At 60.5% G+C, this 15,900-nt stretch carries 19 protein-coding genes; 17 read left to right on the top strand and 2 right to left on the bottom strand.

What is annotated here, in order from left to right:
• Window positions 1–36 precede the first annotated feature (36 nt).
• The 12 genes from fleN (at window position 37) to ACP7BO_RS18645 (ending at window position 10,691) form a co-directional block, all read left to right on the top strand.
• Complete coding sequence (gene fleN, locus ACP7BO_RS18700) at window positions 37–867, top strand: flagellar synthesis regulator FleN (RefSeq protein WP_060696945.1); 831 nt, start codon at window positions 37–39, stop codon at window positions 865–867.
• The gene (gene fliA / locus ACP7BO_RS18695; protein ID WP_237178951.1) at window positions 864–1,607 is read left to right on the top strand and encodes an RNA polymerase sigma factor FliA; all 744 of its coding nucleotides are present in this window, start codon (window positions 864–866) and stop codon (window positions 1,605–1,607) included. The genes fleN and fliA overlap by 4 nt, the downstream gene beginning before the upstream one ends.
• A 208-nt stretch (window positions 1,608–1,815) precedes the next feature.
• Complete coding sequence (locus tag ACP7BO_RS18690; RefSeq protein ID WP_162232793.1) at window positions 1,816–2,187, top strand: chemotaxis response regulator CheY; 372 nt, start codon at window positions 1,816–1,818, stop codon at window positions 2,185–2,187.
• Between the two features lie 20 nt (window positions 2,188–2,207).
• Window positions 2,208–2,996, top strand: a complete 789-nt coding sequence (locus ACP7BO_RS18685; RefSeq protein WP_060693835.1) for a protein phosphatase CheZ — start codon at window positions 2,208–2,210, stop codon at window positions 2,994–2,996.
• Between the two features lie 70 nt (window positions 2,997–3,066).
• A complete protein-coding gene (locus tag ACP7BO_RS18680; protein ID WP_426212015.1) occupies window positions 3,067–5,229 on the top strand; it encodes a chemotaxis protein CheA in 2,163 nt (720 codons plus the stop codon).
• Between the two features lie 47 nt (window positions 5,230–5,276).
• Window positions 5,277–6,407 (top strand): protein-glutamate methylesterase/protein-glutamine glutaminase, encoded by a 1,131-nt coding sequence (locus ACP7BO_RS18675; protein ID WP_426212013.1) that lies wholly within the window; start codon window positions 5,277–5,279, stop codon window positions 6,405–6,407.
• Window positions 6,407–7,147: a flagellar motor protein gene (locus tag ACP7BO_RS18670; RefSeq protein ID WP_073509233.1), complete on the top strand. Its 741-nt coding sequence runs from the start codon at window positions 6,407–6,409 to the stop codon at window positions 7,145–7,147. The genes ACP7BO_RS18675 and ACP7BO_RS18670 overlap by 1 nt, the downstream gene beginning before the upstream one ends.
• A gap of 2 nt (window positions 7,148–7,149) precedes the next feature.
• Window positions 7,150–8,040, top strand: a complete 891-nt coding sequence (gene motD / locus ACP7BO_RS18665; RefSeq protein WP_397454305.1) for a flagellar motor protein MotD — start codon at window positions 7,150–7,152, stop codon at window positions 8,038–8,040.
• A gap of 50 nt (window positions 8,041–8,090) precedes the next feature.
• Complete coding sequence (locus tag ACP7BO_RS18660; protein ID WP_397454303.1) at window positions 8,091–8,879, top strand: ParA family protein; 789 nt, start codon at window positions 8,091–8,093, stop codon at window positions 8,877–8,879.
• 84 nt (window positions 8,880–8,963) lie between these two features.
• Complete coding sequence (locus ACP7BO_RS18655; protein WP_397454301.1) at window positions 8,964–9,746, top strand: CheW domain-containing protein; 783 nt, start codon at window positions 8,964–8,966, stop codon at window positions 9,744–9,746.
• A gap of 69 nt (window positions 9,747–9,815) precedes the next feature.
• Window positions 9,816–10,298, top strand: coding sequence for a chemotaxis protein CheW (locus ACP7BO_RS18650; protein WP_060693821.1), 483 nt, complete (start codon window positions 9,816–9,818; stop codon window positions 10,296–10,298).
• Window positions 10,299–10,691, top strand: coding sequence for a DUF2802 domain-containing protein (locus ACP7BO_RS18645; RefSeq protein ID WP_060693819.1), 393 nt, complete (start codon window positions 10,299–10,301; stop codon window positions 10,689–10,691).
• Window positions 10,692–11,048: 357 nt separating this feature from the next.
• Here ACP7BO_RS18645 and ACP7BO_RS18640 read toward each other — a convergent pair whose 3' ends face one another.
• A complete protein-coding gene (locus ACP7BO_RS18640) occupies window positions 11,049–11,369 on the bottom strand; it encodes an EscU/YscU/HrcU family type III secretion system export apparatus switch protein (protein WP_426212009.1) in 321 nt (106 codons plus the stop codon).
• Entirely contained in the window at window positions 11,366–12,937 is a 1,572-nt protein-coding gene (locus ACP7BO_RS18635; RefSeq protein ID WP_426212007.1) for a flagellar hook-length control protein FliK, read from the bottom strand. The genes ACP7BO_RS18640 and ACP7BO_RS18635 overlap by 4 nt, the downstream gene beginning before the upstream one ends.
• Window positions 12,938–13,128: 191 nt before the next feature.
• Between ACP7BO_RS18635 and ccmA the strand changes: the two genes are divergently transcribed.
• The 5 genes from ccmA to ccmE all read left to right on the top strand — a co-directional run bounded on the left by ccmA (window position 13,129) and on the right by ccmE (window position 15,900).
• The gene (ccmA, locus tag ACP7BO_RS18630) at window positions 13,129–13,764 is read left to right on the top strand and encodes a cytochrome c biogenesis heme-transporting ATPase CcmA (RefSeq protein ID WP_426212005.1); all 636 of its coding nucleotides are present in this window, start codon (window positions 13,129–13,131) and stop codon (window positions 13,762–13,764) included.
• Complete coding sequence (gene ccmB, locus ACP7BO_RS18625; protein ID WP_003441898.1) at window positions 13,761–14,429, top strand: heme exporter protein CcmB; 669 nt, start codon at window positions 13,761–13,763, stop codon at window positions 14,427–14,429. Before ccmA ends, ccmB begins: the two co-directional genes overlap by 4 nt.
• Before the next feature lie 87 nt (window positions 14,430–14,516).
• Window positions 14,517–15,275: a heme ABC transporter permease gene (locus tag ACP7BO_RS18620; protein ID WP_397454298.1), complete on the top strand. Its 759-nt coding sequence runs from the start codon at window positions 14,517–14,519 to the stop codon at window positions 15,273–15,275.
• A complete protein-coding gene (ccmD, locus tag ACP7BO_RS18615) occupies window positions 15,272–15,448 on the top strand; it encodes a heme exporter protein CcmD (RefSeq protein WP_073509228.1) in 177 nt (58 codons plus the stop codon). Before ACP7BO_RS18620 ends, ccmD begins: the two co-directional genes overlap by 4 nt.
• Complete coding sequence (ccmE, locus tag ACP7BO_RS18610; protein WP_397454296.1) at window positions 15,445–15,900, top strand: cytochrome c maturation protein CcmE; 456 nt, start codon at window positions 15,445–15,447, stop codon at window positions 15,898–15,900. Before ccmD ends, ccmE begins: the two co-directional genes overlap by 4 nt.

The raw sequence follows: 15,900 nt of genomic DNA, 5'->3' as shown, positions 1-15,900 counted from the left end.
TAGCCGCGTCTAAGAAAGACAAGGTAAAAAATGATCATGGGCAGCATGCATCCCGTACAGGTGATCGCAGTGACCGGCGGCAAGGGTGGCGTCGGTAAAACTAACGTGTCAGTCAACTTGTCCATCGCGCTGGCAGAAATGGGCCGGCGCGTCATGTTGATGGACGCCGACCTGGGTTTGGCGAACGTCGATGTCCTGCTCGGACTGACCCCCAAGTTCACTCTGGCCGATGTGGTCGAGGGTCGTTGCGAGCTGCGCGACGTACTGCTCCAGGGCCCCGGCGGAATCCGCATCGTGCCGGCCGCCTCGGGCACCCAGAGCATGGTCAACCTGAGCCCGGCCCAGCATGCCGGCCTTATACAGGCTTTCAGTGACTTGGGCGATAACCTCGATGTGCTGGTGATCGATACCGCTGCCGGGATCGGCGACTCAGTGGTGAGTTTCGTGCGCGCAGCCCAGGAAGTACTGCTGGTGGTGTGTGACGAACCGACTTCGATCACCGATGCCTACGCGCTGATCAAGCTGCTGAACCGCGATTTCGGGATGAACCGTTTCCGGGTGCTGGCCAACATGGCCCAGAGCCCCCAGGAAGGTCGCAACCTGTTTGCCAAATTGACCAAGGTTACCGACCGTTTTCTGGATGTTGCCCTGCAATACGTGGGCGCAGTGCCCTACGACGAGTGTGTGCGCAAGGCCGTGCAAAAACAGCGTGCCGTGTATGAAGCATTTCCGCGTTCCAAGTGCTCGCTGGCGTTCAAGGCCATCGCCCAGAAAGTCGACACCTGGCCGCTGCCGGCCAATCCCCGGGGCCACCTGGAATTCTTTGTCGAGCGTCTGGTTCAACAGGCAGGCGGGGGACGGCACTGATGACCGCCAGCGGCTATCGCATGTACAGCAAGTCGTCGCGTGACAGCCAGTATGAGCTGATCGAACGCTACGCACCGTTGGTCAAGCGTATCGCCTATCACCTGTTGGCGCGTTTGCCCGCCAGCGTACAGGTGGACGATCTGATCCAGGCCGGGATGATTGGCCTGCTCGAAGTGTCGACCAAATACGACGCCACCAAGGGCGCGAGCTTCGAGACCTATGCCGGTATCCGCATCCGCGGCGCGATGCTCGATGAGGTGCGCAAGGGCGACTGGGCTCCGCGCTCGGTGCACCGCAATACGCGCATGGTCAGTGATGCAATTCGGGTAATTGAAGCAAAAACCGGCTGTGACGCTAAAGATCACGAGGTTGCGGCCGAACTCCAGTTAAGCCTCGACGATTACTACGCCATTTTGAATGACACCCTGGGCAGTCGCCTGTTCAGCTTCGACGATCTGTTGCAGGACGGCGAACACGAAGGGCTGCATGAGGATGGCGCGAGTGCTCACCTTGAACCCTCGCGCGACCTGGAAGATGAGCGTTTCCAGGCGGCATTGGCCGATGCGATCAGCCTGTTGCCGGAGCGCGAGCGTCTGGTCCTGGCGTTGTATTACGACGAGGAGCTGAACCTCAAGGAGATCGGCGAGGTGCTGGGGGTTAGCGAATCGCGCGTCAGCCAGTTGCACAGCCAGTGCGCAGCCCGACTGCGGGCGCGCCTGAGCCAGTGGCGGGCGAACTGAAACTAGCGGGAAAACGCTGATTTACGGTGGGAGCGGGTTTGCCCGCGATGGGAGCGACGCGGTGTGTCAGGCAGGCCGCGTTGCCTGCATCGCGCGCAAGTCCGCTCCCACCGTTGATTCATGGCGTGTGCGAAACCGGATTGATTGAATGGCGCTTCCAGAGACGGAACGCGTTTAAGACTGCTTGGAGGTCGAATTGGACAAGAACATGAAGATCCTCATCGTTGATGATTTCTCAACGATGCGCCGGATCATTAAAAATCTGTTGCGTGACCTCGGATTCACCAACACGGTGGAGGCGGACGACGGCATCACGGCGTTGCCGATCCTTAACCTGGGCAATATCGACTTTCTGGTGACGGACTGGAACATGCCGGGCATGACCGGTATCGAGCTGTTGCGCCATGTGCGTGCCGACGAAAAACTCAAGCACCTGCCCGTACTGATGGTGACCGCTGAAGCCAAGCGCGAACAAATCATCGAGGCGGCCCAGGCCGGGGTCAACGGCTATGTGGTCAAGCCGTTCACTGCCATCGCACTCAAAGACAAGATCGAAAAAATCTTTGATCGCATCGGTTGAACGGTTTCCCGGGGGGCGCTATGGAGCATCAAGAAGCGACACAGGGCGAGTTTGAGTCGACCCTGAAAAAGCATGCTCGCGAATTGGTCGACAGCCTTGAGAAGGGCAAGTTTGGCGATGCGGTGCAACTGATTCATGAGCTGAACCAGGCGCGCGATCGCGGCCTGTACCAGGAGGTCGGCAAGCTGACCCGTGAGTTGCACAGCTCGATTGTCAACTTCCACATCGATCCGAACATGCCGCGCGCTGAAGAAGTGTCGCAGATCACCGATGCCGCCGAACGTTTGGCTTATGTTGTGAAGCTGACCGAAGCTGCGGCCAATCGAACCATGGATCTGGTAGAAAACAGCACACCGCTGGTCAATGGTCTGGGCAACGAGGCCAAGGCCCTGAGCGCAGACTGGGGGCGCTTTATGCGCCGAGAAGTCGGCGCCGAGGAGTTTCGCGAGCTGGCGCGTCGGGTTGACAGCTTTTTGACGCGCAGCGAAGCCGATAACAATGTTGTGTCCGCCAACCTCACTGACATTTTGCTCGCCCAGGATTACCAGGACCTCACCGGTCAGGTGATCAAGCGTGTCACGCAGCTGGTGACCGATGTGGAAAGCAATTTGCTCAAGCTGGTGCTGATGGCCAGTCAGGTCGATCGCTTTGCAGGGATCGAACATGACCGTGCTGCACTGCTCGCAGAAAATAATTCGCAAAAAAACCTGACTAAGGGTGAAGGTCCGCAGATTCATGCCGATAAACGTGATGATGTCGTGTCCGGCCAGGATGATGTTGACGATTTGCTTTCCAGTTTAGGTTTCTAGGCACTGTGTAGGCGCTCGGGAAGGGTTACCCGTCCCGGCGTCGAAAGGTCCTACTTCAAGGAGCACGTACATGAGCTTCGGCGCCGATGAAGAAATCCTTCAGGATTTCCTGGTTGAAGCCGGCGAGATTCTAGAGCTGCTGTCCGAACAGCTGGTCGAGCTTGAAAGCCGACCGGATGACGCGGACCTGCTCAATGCAATTTTTCGCGGTTTTCACACTGTAAAAGGGGGCGCCGGCTTCCTGCAGCTCCATGAGTTGGTGGAGTGCTGCCACATCGCCGAGAACGTTTTCGACATCCTGCGCAAGGGTGAGCGTGGCGTCGATTCGGAGTTGATGGACGTGGTTCTTGAAGCCCTGGATGCGGTTAACAGCATGTTTACCCAGGTGCGCGAGCGTAGCCCGATTACGCCGGCAAGCCCTGAGTTGCTCGCTGCCCTGGCGCGCCTGGCCGAGCCTGCTTCAGTGCAGACGGTTGCCGCACCGGCTGCGGTTGCCGAATCGGTGGCCAGCGACAACAGCGATATCACCGATGACGAATTTGAAATGCTGCTGGACTCACTCAATGCGGTCAAGGCTGCTGCCGCCGAGCCCGCACCGGCACCTGTAGCGCCAACCGCCAGCGATGAAATCAGCGATGCCGAATTCGAGTCGCTGCTCGACCAGTTACACGGCAAGGGCCAGTTCCGCGCCGATGCGGTTGCCAGTGTCGCGCCAGAGCCGGTCCCTGTGGTGCCGGAGGCGGTGAGCAATGAGATCACCGACGACGAATTCGAAGCCTTGCTTGATCAGTTGCATGGCAAAGGTTCATTCAATACCGATGCGCTGGCGGCGGCACCTGACCAGGTTGACGAGCCTGTCAGCCCGGATCACATCAGTGATCACGAATTTGAAGCACTGCTCGATGAGTTGCACGGCAAAGGCCAGTTTTCTGCCCAGAGCCCTGCGGTTGCAGCGGTTGCAGCCGCCCAGGCGCCGGCTCCGGTAGCCAGTGCGCCCGAAGCTCCCCGTGCCGTGGCGCCCCGGGCACCGGCGGCCAGCGCAGAAAAGCCGGTGGCCTCTGAAGCCGAAACCACTGTGCGGGTCGATACTGCGCGGCTGGACGACATCATGAACATGGTCGGCGAATTGGTGCTGGTACGTAACCGTCTGGTGCGCCTGGGCCTCAACAGCCACGACGAAGCGATGGCCAAGGCGTTGTCCAATCTTGACGTGGTGACTGCCGACCTGCAGACCGCGGTCATGAAGACCCGCATGCAGCCGATCAAGAAAGTGTTCGGCCGCTTCCCGCGTCTGGTTCGGGATCTGGCGCGACAGTTGAAAAAAGAAATCAGCCTGGAGCTGGTGGGCGAAGAAACCGACCTCGACAAAAACCTGGTCGAGGCCCTGGCCGATCCGCTGGTGCACTTGGTGCGCAACGCGGTCGACCACGGTTGTGAAACCCCTGAAGAGCGTGAAGCTGCCGGTAAATCGCGCTGCGGCCGGGTGATTCTGTCCGCCGAGCAGGAAGGCGACCATATCCTGCTGTCGATCTCTGATGACGGCAAAGGGATGGACGCCAACGTGTTGCGCGCCATTGCGGTAAAAAAAGGCTTGATGGACAAGGACGCTGCCGATCGCCTGAGCGAGAACGATTGCTTCAACCTGATTTTTGCTCCCGGCTTCTCGACCAAAACCGAGATCTCCGATGTGTCCGGGCGTGGCGTGGGCATGGACGTGGTGAAAACCAAGATCGCCCAGCTCAATGGCTCGCTGAGCATTGAGTCGACCCTGGGGCGCGGTTCGAAAATCGTGATCAAGGTACCGCTGACCCTGGCGATCATGCCGACTCTGATGGTCATGCTGGGCAATCAGGCGTTCGCATTCCCGCTGGTCAACGTCAACGAAATCTTCCACCTCGACCTGTCGCGTACCAATGTGGTCGATGGCCAGGAAGTGGTCATCGTGCGTGACAAGGCATTGCCATTGTTCTACCTCAAGCGCTGGCTGGTGGCCTCTGCGGCCCATGAAGAGCAGCGCGAAGGGCATGTGGTGATTCTCTCGGTGGGCACTCAGCGCATTGGCTTTGTGGTCGATCAACTGGTCGGTCAGGAAGAAGTGGTGATCAAGCCGTTGGGCAAAATGCTCCAGGGCACGCCAGGCATGTCGGGCGCCACCATCACCGGTGACGGCCGCATTGCTCTGATCCTGGATGTCCCGAGCATGCTCAAGCACTACGCTTCGCGGCGTATTTGATTCTGGTGGCACCGGCGGTGCACCTCGTACCGCCTAACGGAGTGTTTATGGTAGTCAAGGTCCTGGTGGTGGATGATTCCGGTTTTTTCCGCCGCCGCGTCTCGGAAATTCTGTCGGCCGATCCAACCATTCAGGTGATCGGTACCGCCACCAATGGCAGGGAGGCCATTGATCAGACGCTGGCGCTCAAGCCCGATGTGATCACCATGGACTACGAAATGCCGTTGATGGACGGCATTACGGCGGTGCGTCATATCATGCAGCGCTGCCCGACGCCGGTGTTGATGTTCTCTTCGCTGACCCATGAAGGCGCCCGCGTGACCCTCGATGCGCTGGACGCCGGGGCCGTGGATTTCCTGCCGAAAAATTTTGAAGATATCTCGCGCAACCCCGAGAAGGTAAAGCAGTTGCTGTGCGAAAAGGTTCACAGTATTTCGCGCAGTAACCGTCGCCTGTCCAGCTACAGTACTCCACCAGCGGCCATGCCGGCGCCTGTTGCCAGCCGCCCGGCCCCGGGCGGTTTGGCAGTGCCTGCCTCAACGCCAGCCCCGGTGCGTACCACCCCGGTGGCCAATCGTGCGGCGCCGGCAGCGGCATCGCCTGCGCCAAAGCGCAAGGCCTACAAGCTGGTGGCTATCGGCACCTCAACAGGCGGACCGGTGGCCTTGCAGCGGGTCCTGACCCAGTTGCCGGGTAATTTCCCGGCGCCGATCGTGCTGGTCCAGCACATGCCGGCGGCCTTTACCAAAGCCTTTGCCGAACGTCTGGACAAGCTGTGCCGGATCAGCGTCAAGGAAGCCGAAGACGGCGATATGCTGCGTCCTGGCCTGGCGCTGCTGGCCCCCGGCGGCAAGCAGTTGATGATTGATGGGCGTGGCACGGTGAGAATTCTCCCGGGCGATGAGCGCCTGAACTACAAACCCTGCGTTGATATCACCTTCGGTTCTGCGGCCAAGGCCTATGGTGACAAAGTTTTGGCGGTGGTCTTGACCGGCATGGGCGCCGATGGCCGTGAAGGTGCACGTCTGCTCAAGCAGGGCGGCAGTACGGTGTGGGCGCAGGACGAAGCCAGCTGCGTGATCTACGGCATGCCCATGGCCATCATCAAAGCCGGCCTGGCCGATGCGGTGTACAGCCTTGACGATGTCGGCCGCTACTTGGTCGAGGCCTGTCACTGATGGACGTGCTCAGCCTGATCGGCATCATCATGGCCTTCGTCGCAATCATCGGCGGCAACTACCTGGAAGGTGGGCATCTGGGAGCTCTGGCCAATGGTCCGGCGGCATTGATTGTGTTGGGCGGCACGGTAGGCGCGGCGATGCTGCAGTCGCCCGTGAGTGCCTTCAAGCGGGCGATGAAAGACGTGGTCTGGATTCTGTTTCCGCCGCGCATCGATATGGCTGCTGGCATTGACCGGGTCGTCAACTGGAGCCTTACGGCCCGCAAGGAGGGGCTGCTGGGCCTCGAAAGCGTGGCCGATGCCGAGCCTGACAGCTATTCACGCAAAGGCCTGCAATTGCTGGTCGACGGTGTAGAGCCCGAAGCGATCCGCAGTGTGCTGGAGGTCGATTACATGACCCGCGAAAGCCGCGATATCGAGGCCGCCAAAGTTTTTGAAAGCATGGGCGGGTATGCGCCGACCATCGGCATCATCGGTGCGGTGATGGGCCTGATCCACGTGATGGGCAATCTGGCTGATCCGGCTCAGTTGGGCAGCGGTATTGCGGTGGCGTTTGTGGCCACCATTTACGGGGTCGCCAGTGCCAACCTGGTGCTGTTGCCCATAGCCAGCAAGCTCAAGGCAATTGCCCTGCGCCAGTCGCTGTATCGCGAGATGATGCTCGAAGGCATCCTGTCGATTGCCGAAGGCGAAAACCCGCGCTCCATCGAACTCAAGCTCCAGGGCTTTGTGGGTTAACTATGAGTCGCCGTCGCCGCTCCGCTGATGAGCACGTCAATCATGAACGCTGGCTGGTGTCCTACGCGGATTTCATTACTCTGCTGTTTGCTTTTTTTGTGGTCATGTACTCGATTTCGTCGATCAACGAAGGCAAGTACAAGGTGATTTCCCAGGCCCTGGTCGGGGTCTTCAATGACAGCGAGCGCAGCGTCAAGCCAATCCCCGTGGGCGATGAGCGCCCACTGACGACTACGCCGGCAGAACCGTTGATCAAAGACAGCGAACACACTGACGCCGGTCTGGGGCAGATTCCTGATGATCCGCTCAAAACCATTGCCGATGACATCACCACCGCCTTCGGCGACCTGATCGCATCCAGGCAATTGACGGTGCGCGGCAACGAGCTGTGGGTCGAGATCGAACTCAACTCCAGCCTGTTGTTTGGCAGCGGCGACGCCATGCCCAGCAATGTGGCGTTCAACATCATCGACAAGGTGGCAGCGATCCTCAAGCCGTTCGACAACCCGATTCACGTCGAGGGCTTTACCGACGATTTGCCCATCCGGACTGCGCAGTACCCGACCAACTGGGAGCTGTCCTCGGCGCGTTCGTCGAGCATCGTGCGCATGCTGGCGATGCAGGGCGTCAACCCCGGACGCATGGCCTCGGTGGGCTACGGCGAATTTCAGCCGGTGGCCAACAACGCGACGCCAGAGGGGCGCGCGCTCAATCGCCGGGTGGTGCTGGTGGTATCGCGCAACCTGGAAGTACGGCGCAGCCTGACCGGCGTGGGGACTGCTCACGCAACACCCGATGCCGCCCTGAAGCGGGCTGGCACACAAACTGCACCGCCTCAAACAAAGCCGCTGGTTCCAGGGAATGCCGTCAATTCCCCGTCGCCGCCCCTATAAGTGCATGTCAATTCTCGGCCGGCACGTTCGCAGCCGGGAGGAACAACAAAATGAGAGTCTGGGCAGTAGCCAATCAAAAAGGTGGAGTCGGCAAGACCACCACATCCATCGCTCTGGCCGGTTTGCTGGCTGAGGCGGGCAAGCGCGTGGTAGTGGTCGACCTCGACCCGCACGGTTCCATGACCAGCTATTTCGGTTATGACCCCGATGCCCTTGAGCACAGCGTGTACGACTTGTTTCTGCACCAGGGCCAGGTGCCCCAAGGCCTGGCTGCGCAATTGCTGCTGCCCACCAGTCACCAGAACATTGCCTTGTTGCCAGCGACCACTGCGCTGGCAACCCTGGAGCGTCAGGCGCCGGGGCAGAGTGGTCTGGGCCTGGTGATCGCCCGTAGCCTGGCGCAACTGTGGCAGGACTATGACTACGCCATCATCGACAGCCCGCCGATTCTGGGGGTGCTGATGGTCAATGCATTGGCGGCCAGCCAGCAGCTGATCATCCCGGTGCAAACCGAGCATCTGGCGCTCAAGGGCCTGGAGCGCATGGTCCATACCCTGCGCATGATCAACCGCTCGCGCCAGCAGGAGCTGCCGTTCTGCATCGTGCCGACGTTGTTCGACCGCCGCACTCAAGCCTCCATGAGCACCCTGCGGGTGTTGCGCGATGTGTATCCCGACACCCTGTGGCAGGGCTTTGTCCCGGTCGACACGCGCCTGCGTGATGCCAGCCGGGCAGGGCAGACACCCTCGCAGTTCGACGAAAAAAGCCGTGGGGTGATCGCCTACCGGGCATTGCTCAAACATGTATTGACCCGCCAGCTTGCGCCGCAGGCGGTTTGAGGTGAGCGTGCATTCAAGTACTCGCCGGGCACGGCCGATAACGTCTCAAGGTCTCGGTCGCGAGACAGTTGAGTGGGGCACTTTATGACACAGCCGACAGCGCTTTCTCACGGACCGCAACTGGCTTTGCAATCCTATCTCGACGACTTGCTGTTCGATGCCACTGAAGCGTTGCTGCAGGTTGAGCCGCCAGCCCCGGAACTGGACGAGTTTGCCGGCGCTGCGCTTGAAGAGCAGGTGCGTGATGCGCGTGCTGAAGCGCTGACGCTCGCCATGCCGGTAACGCTGGCTGACGTGGGCGTTGCGGCCGAGTCGTTCGTCCATCCTCTGGTGGAGGTTCATCGGCCGCGAGCGGCGGCTCAATTACCGGTGCACAACGACGGTCGCCCGGCATGGGCCGACGAGCCCTTCGAATGTCTGCTGTTTGATGTGGCCGGATTGACGCTGGCAGTGCCGCTGGTGTGCCTGGGTTCGATTTACTCACTGCAAGGTCGGGAATTGACCCCGCTGTTTGGTCAGCCTGACTGGTTTCTGGGCATCCTGCCGAGCCAAAGCGGCAACCTCAACGTACTGGACACCGCGCGCTGGGTGATGCCCGACCGCTATCGCGATGATTTTCGCGAGGGCCTGCAATACGTCATTTCGGTCCAGGGTTACGACTGGGGGCTGGCCGTGCATCAAGTCAGCCGCTCGCTGCGCCTGGACCCCAACCAGATCAAATGGCGCACCAAGCGCGGGCAACGCCCGTGGCTGGCGGGCACGGTGATTGAGCACATGTGCGCGCTGCTGGATGTAGAGCAACTGGCCGAACTGATTAGTAGCGGTGCGGCCAGGCACACGGCCAGTGCCGGGACAACCGACAAATAAACCACCGGGGCTTTGGCCGCGGTCAGACAGTACACACCGCATCAGCGGTCATTCTTCAGGGGTTTGGATATGAGCAAGGCAGCGGCACAACAGAGCAGCGAAGATCCGATCCTGCAATGGGTCACCTTCAAGCTGGACAACGAGACCTACGGCATCAACGTGATGCAGGTGCAGGAAGTGCTGCGTTACACCGAAATCGCTCCGGTTCCCGGTGCGCCGTCCTACGTGCTGGGCATCATTAACCTGCGCGGCAATGTGGTAACCGTGATCGACACGCGTCAGCGTTTTGGCTTGCATAACGCAGAGATCACCGACAACTCGCGCATCGTCATCATTGAAGCCGACAAGCAAGTGGTCGGGATTCTGGTCGACAGCGTGGCGGAAGTGGTTTACCTGCGTCAGTCGGAAATCGAAACGGCGCCTAATGTGGGCAACGACGAATCGGCCAAATTCATCCAGGGCGTGTGCAACAAGAACGGCGAATTGCTGATTCTGGTTGAGCTGGACAAGATGATGACCGAAGAAGAATGGTCGGACCTGGAGAACATCTGATTGATCCTTGAGGCGGCGGTAATCGTCCTGGGCCTGCTCTGGGCTGCGACATTGTGGGTGTTAGTGACCCACATCCGCCGCCAGCGCGCGAGTGCCGCGCAGCAGGCGAGGGCGGACGAACTGCGTGACCGGCGCCTCAGGGAACTGACACGGCGCCTGGACACCTACCAGAACGGCAATGTGCAGATGGGAGAAGATCTGCACGAATTGCGTGCCGTGGTTGCGCCGTTGCCCGAGAAACTGACTCAACTTGAACAGCGCGATCCCACCAGCCTGTCGTTCAACCAGGCGGCGCGTCTGGTGGGCATGGGCGCCAGCGTTGACGAATTGACCCAGTCCTGCGGCCTGACCCAGGCCGAGGCCGAGTTGATGAGCAAAATGCACAAAGGCTAACCCCCACACGACTGCACAAACCCTGTAGGAGCTCGCGAGCAAGCTCGCTCCTACAGGTGCGGTTGCAACCTCCTGCATGGGGTGCCTTCCGGCGCGGAGGGTGAGGGTTGCGATCTGCCTTGTCTCCCGCATCTGCACTGCACAACCCTGTAGGAGCGAGCTTGTCTCGCGAGCTCTTGGGGTTTCGTTGAAGAGCTCGCGAGACAAGCTCGCTCCTACAGGTGCGGTTGCAACTTCCTGCATGGGGTGCCTTCCGGCGCGGAGGGTGAGGGCTGCGATTTGCCTTGTCTCCCGCATCTGTGCACTGCACAACCCTGTAGGAGCAAGCTCGCTCCTACGGGGGCCTTGTGACTTGGCTTATTTTGGCGGGGTTATATCCCGCTCCACCGGCCCGGCATCGGGATCAAACCCCTCCGGGAACTTGCCTTTGAGCTGCCAGGCAAAGGCGATGATTTGCGCCAGTGTCCGGTACAACTCCTGCGGGATGCTGTCCCCCAGCTCCAGGCGCGCCAATACCTTCACCAGCTCGGCATTTTCATAAATCGGTACTTCGTACTCGCGGGCCAGTTTGAGAATGGCTTCGGCCAGTTCATCGTCACCTTTGGCGGTGAGGGTGGGCGCTTGTTTGCCGTCGTACTTGAGCGCAATCGCCTGACGCGGTTCGGGTTGTCTGTTCATGCGGTTTCGTCGACCCAGCGTTGTTCCAGTGGGGTGTGGCCACCTTGCGGCGGGATGCCCTGGTGGCAATCGAGATCGGTCACGTTTAGCCCGGCATCGTTCAGGCGCTGGCGTAATACGCCCAACTGGCTGGCGATCAACTCTGCGGTGCAGGCCCGTTGCGCCCAGAGCTGGCCCGACAGGTTGCCGCGTAGCAATTGCGCCTGCACATGCAAGGGCCTCAGCGGCGGCAGGTCGAAGGCCAGTTCTACCCGCCACAGCTGATCTTTGACTTCGCGGCTTTCGGCGGTGTCCTGGGGTTCTCGCTCGCTCGCTTCTTCACGCTGGAACTTGATCTGCAGCGGCACTATGTCGTGGGCGTTGCGCATCGGTATTTCCAATTGCCAGGTGGTCAGCAGATTGCCATCCGCGGTACGTCCACTTTGCTCCAGGCTGGACAGTTGATGACTTTGCAGCCGCGATATGGCTGCCGCTGCAAGCTTTAAAAGGTTTTCCAGGCTGTCTTCGCCTTCGCCACCGGGCAGACCACGCTGGGGCAGGGGAAAGCCGCCTGTCTGGGGTTTGGCGCTGACCTGGCCGAGCATCCCCAGCGCATTGCGTACAAAGTTCGGCATGGCCTGGGCCTGGGTGCTGGCGGCCATGCCGGGGTTGAAGTCGGTGTTGGCCGGCAAGCCGGGCAGGATCTGTGCAATCAGGCGCAGCAATGTAGCTTTCATGTCCGCAGGCAAAGCCTGGGTCTGGCCGTTCAGCAGCCTGGCCTCCAAAAAAGCGCCGCTGTTGAGTAAGGCCGTTCCTAATGTTGCGGGGTTGCCCAGTTGTGCTGGCGTAGGCAAGCCGGCCAGCAGCTTGTCGATGGAGGCGCGCAATTCGTCGGGCATGCTGTTGCTGGTCGGGAGTCTTTGCAGGGCGTTGAGCAGACCTTCCAGTGAAGCCTGACGGCTCTGCTGCAGGGCCAGTTGTTGCGCCACTGCCAGTTGATCCTGGCGACCGCTCAGGGGGACGAAGTTCAGGGTCTGTGCATCCTGCACCTGGGCACTCAGCAAACTGCCGACGCGCAAGGGTTGCGGGCTATCCAGAGTCAGGGTGCTGCCGCTCAAGGCACTGTTGAGCAGCGTGACCAGTGAGCGATAGACCGAGGGCTGGCCAGCGGTCTGTGCCAGCACCTGGCTGCTCAACACTTTGCCTTGCAGCAGCGTGCCTGCCGGCAACTGTTGCGGATCAAGGCGGGTGAGGCTGGCCACGCCGCTGCTCAGGGCTTGCTGCAGGCTGATCGCCAGACTGCCGGGGGCCGGCTGGGTCACAGCCAGCAAGGTGCCTAGGGGCAGGGGTTGGGTACTGCTGACTTGCACGTTAGTCTGGCGCCCGCTATCGAGGGTCAGCCGGAGCAGCAACTGGAAGGCCGCATCCCCCTGTTTAAGGGATAACACTTGCGCCTGCGCACTTTGGCCGGGGCCGATCAGGCCTGCCAGAGGCTGCAGCAATTTGAGCGTTTCACCGCCCGCAACGCCAGGACGTACGCCGGTCGGCGCAGCGGGCAGGACGGGTGGAATTGTCATGTCGCCTTTCATCGTTACAGCCTGTCGAAATTGGCATCTTTGGAGTAAGGCATGGCATGTATAATGCGGCCCCGTCGTTCAGAGCGCGTGAAAATATCGCGATTGTTTGACCCAGCTCTCTGAAACAGGTCGCCAATGCATTTATCCTGCATCTTTTTAACGGCCGCGCCTCAGCCGACTTGAACCGTGAAGGCCTCAATTACGTGACCAGCCCTCTTTTAGAAGCCGTAGCACTCGGCTGTGAGCGCGACTGGCGGATGCTGTTCGAGAATCTCGAACTGCGACTGGCCAGCAGCGACATGCTACAAATCAGCGGCCCCAACGGTAGCGGCAAAACCAGCCTGTTGCGTTTGTTGGCGGGCCTGATGCAGCCGACGGCGGGTGAAGTGCGGCTCAATGGCCTGGCGCTGAACGAGCAGCGAGCGCAATTGGCCAGCCAACTGCTTTGGATCGGCCACGCTGCCGGGATCAAGGATTTGCTCACCGCAGAAGAGAACCTCAGCTGGCTTTGCGCCCTGCATCGCCCGGCCTCGCGTGACGCTATCTGGGCCGCGCTGGCGGCGGTGGGGCTCAAAGGTTTTGAAGATGTGCCGTGCCACACCTTGTCGGCCGGTCAGCAGCGCCGCGTGGCGCTGGCCCGGCTGCATCTGGACAGTGCGCCGTTGTGGATACTCGATGAGCCGTTTACCGCACTCGATAAACAGGGTGTGGCCGAGCTCGAAGAACATCTGGCCCGCCACTGTGAACGCGGTGGCATGGTGGTGCTTACCACCCATCACACCTTGACCCGGATGCCGGCCGGTTACCGCAATATCGACCTGGGGCAGTGGGCTGTATGAGTGTATTTGCGACCCTGGTAGCACGTGAAGCGCGTTTGCTGTTTCGCCGTCCGGCAGAACTGGCCAACCCGTTGGTGTTCTTCGCGATTGTGATCGCCATGTTCCCGTTGGCGGTCGGGCCCGAGACACAGTTGTTACAAACCTTGTCTCCCGGCTTGCTCTGGGTGGCTGCCCTGTTATCGGTTTTGCTCTCGCTGGACGGGCTTTTCCGCAGTGATTTCGAGGACGGATCGCTGGAGCAGTGGGTCCTTTCGTCGCACCCCCTGCCTCTACTGGTGTTGGCCAAAGTGCTGGCACACTGGGCGTTTTCCGGCCTGGCACTGGTAATCCTGTCGCCGCTGCTGGCCTTGATGCTGGGGCTGCCGGTGGCTTGCCTGCCGGTGCTGTTGCTGTCCCTGTTGCTGGGTACGCCGGTCCTGAGCCTGCTCGGGGCCGTCGGTGCGGCACTGACCGTGGGTCTCAAGCGTGGCGGCCTGCTGCTGGCCCTGTTGATTCTGCCTTTATATATCCCGGTGCTGATTCTCGGCAGCGGCGCGTTGCAGGCGGCCTTGCAAGGTATGCCTGCAACGGGTTATCTGCTCTGGCTTGCCAGCCTGACCGCCCTGGCAGTAACCCTGACACCTTTTGCTATAGCCGCCGGCCTGAAAATCAGCGTTGGCGAATAATGAGGTCTGGCCCTACTGGGCCAGTAAAGACCCTGGCTTTGATAACGACCCGTACCGGGCGTGTCCAAGCACCGTGATGGAAACAGCGTGATGAACTGGACTTGGTTTCACAAACTCGGCTCGCCCAAATGGTTCTATGCCATCAGCGGGCGCCTGCTGCCCTGGTTAAGCATTGGCGCCGCAGTGCTGATTACCTGCGGGGTAGTCTGGGGCCTGGCGTTTGCGCCGCCCGACTACCAGCAGGGCAATAGCTTCCGGATCATTTATATCCATGTGCCGGCGGCGATGCTGGCGCAGTCCTGCTACGTGATGCTGGCGGTGTGCGGCGTGGTTGGCCTGGTCTGGAAGATGAAAATTGCCGACGTGGCCCTGCAATGCGCCGCCCCTATCGGTGCCTGGATGACCGCCGTGGCGCTGGTCACCGGTGCGATCTGGGGCAAGCCGACCTGGGGCTCGTGGTGGGTGTGGGACGCACGCCTGACCTCGATGCTGATCCTGTTGTTTCTGTACTTCGGCCTGATAGCCCTGGGCAATGCCATCACCAATCGCGACAGTGCGGCCAAGGCCTGCGCGGTACTGGCCATTGTCGGCGTGATCAATATCCCGATCATCAAATACTCGGTCGAGTGGTGGAACACCCTGCACCAGGGCGCGACCTTCACCCTGACCGAAAAACCGGCCATGCCGATGGAAATGTGGCTGCCATTGCTGTTGATGGTGCTGGGCTTTTATTGCTTCTTTGGCGCCGTGCTGTTGCTGCGCATGCGTCTCGAAGTACTCAAACGCGAGGCCCGCAGTAGCTGGGTCAAGGCCCAGGTATTGAAAGCGCTGGAGGGTGGGCGATGAGTTTTGCGTCTTTCGGCGACTTTATCGCCATGGGCCATCACGCGGTGTATGTCTGGTCGGCCTATGGCATTTGCCTGGCAGTGCTGGCGTTGAACGTGGCGCTGCCGATTGCGGCGCGCCGGCGTTATCTGCAACAAGAGGCGCGACGTCTGCGCCGGGAGAACTCGAAGTGAATCCGCTGCGCAAAAAACGTTTGATCATCATCCTGGCAATTCTGGTGGGGGTGGGCATTGCCGTTGCCCTTGCCTTGAGTGCCCTGCAGCAGAACATCAACCTGTTCTATACCCCGACCCAGATCGCCAATGGCGAAGCGCCACTGGATACCCGCATCCGTGCCGGTGGCATGGTCGAAGCCGGTTCGCTGAAACGCTCGGGCGACTCGCTGGACGTGCAGTTCGTCGTCACCGATTTCAACAAGTCCGTGACCATCACTTACCGCGGCATCCTGCCGGATCTGTTCCGCGAAGGGCAAGGCATCGTCGCCCTGGGCAAGCTCAACGCCCAGGGTGTGGTCGTAGCTGACGAAGTGCTGGCCAAACACGATGAAAAATACATGCCGCCCGAAGTGACCAAGGCGCTGAATGAGAGTGGCCAGTCCGCGCCTGCACCGGCTAAAGAGGGTTAA

This window comes from Pseudomonas sp. TWR2-1-1 (assembly GCF_049897045.1).
Lineage (GTDB): Bacteria > Pseudomonadota > Gammaproteobacteria > Pseudomonadales > Pseudomonadaceae > Aquipseudomonas > Aquipseudomonas versuta.
Note: the sequence above shows the minus strand (reverse complement) of the source record. Positions and strands in the feature narration are given on the sequence as shown.

Bases quoted from the DNA above. Each gene is read 5' to 3' on its own strand.
- fleN (WP_060696945.1), top strand. From the start codon at position 37: ATGGGCAGCATGCATCCCGTACAGGTGATCGCAGTGACCGGCGGCAAG.
- ACP7BO_RS18690 (WP_162232793.1), top strand. From the start codon at position 1,816: ATGAAGATCCTCATCGTTGATGATTTCTCAACGATGCGCCGGATCATT.
- ACP7BO_RS18685 (WP_060693835.1), top strand. From the start codon at position 2,208: ATGGAGCATCAAGAAGCGACACAGGGCGAGTTTGAGTCGACCCTGAAA.
- ACP7BO_RS18680 (WP_426212015.1), top strand. From the start codon at position 3,067: ATGAGCTTCGGCGCCGATGAAGAAATCCTTCAGGATTTCCTGGTTGAA.
- ACP7BO_RS18675 (WP_426212013.1), top strand. From the start codon at position 5,277: ATGGTAGTCAAGGTCCTGGTGGTGGATGATTCCGGTTTTTTCCGCCGC.
- ACP7BO_RS18670 (WP_073509233.1), top strand. From the start codon at position 6,407: ATGGACGTGCTCAGCCTGATCGGCATCATCATGGCCTTCGTCGCAATC.
- motD (WP_397454305.1), top strand. From the start codon at position 7,150: ATGAGTCGCCGTCGCCGCTCCGCTGATGAGCACGTCAATCATGAACGC.
- ACP7BO_RS18660 (WP_397454303.1), top strand. From the start codon at position 8,091: ATGAGAGTCTGGGCAGTAGCCAATCAAAAAGGTGGAGTCGGCAAGACC.
- ACP7BO_RS18655 (WP_397454301.1), top strand. From the start codon at position 8,964: ATGACACAGCCGACAGCGCTTTCTCACGGACCGCAACTGGCTTTGCAA.
- ACP7BO_RS18650 (WP_060693821.1), top strand. From the start codon at position 9,816: ATGAGCAAGGCAGCGGCACAACAGAGCAGCGAAGATCCGATCCTGCAA.
- ACP7BO_RS18640 (WP_426212009.1), bottom strand. From the start codon at position 11,369: ATGAACAGACAACCCGAACCGCGTCAGGCGATTGCGCTCAAGTACGAC.
- ACP7BO_RS18635 (WP_426212007.1), bottom strand. From the start codon at position 12,937: ATGAAAGGCGACATGACAATTCCACCCGTCCTGCCCGCTGCGCCGACC.
- ccmB (WP_003441898.1), top strand. From the start codon at position 13,761: ATGAGTGTATTTGCGACCCTGGTAGCACGTGAAGCGCGTTTGCTGTTT.
- ccmD (WP_073509228.1), top strand. From the start codon at position 15,272: ATGAGTTTTGCGTCTTTCGGCGACTTTATCGCCATGGGCCATCACGCG.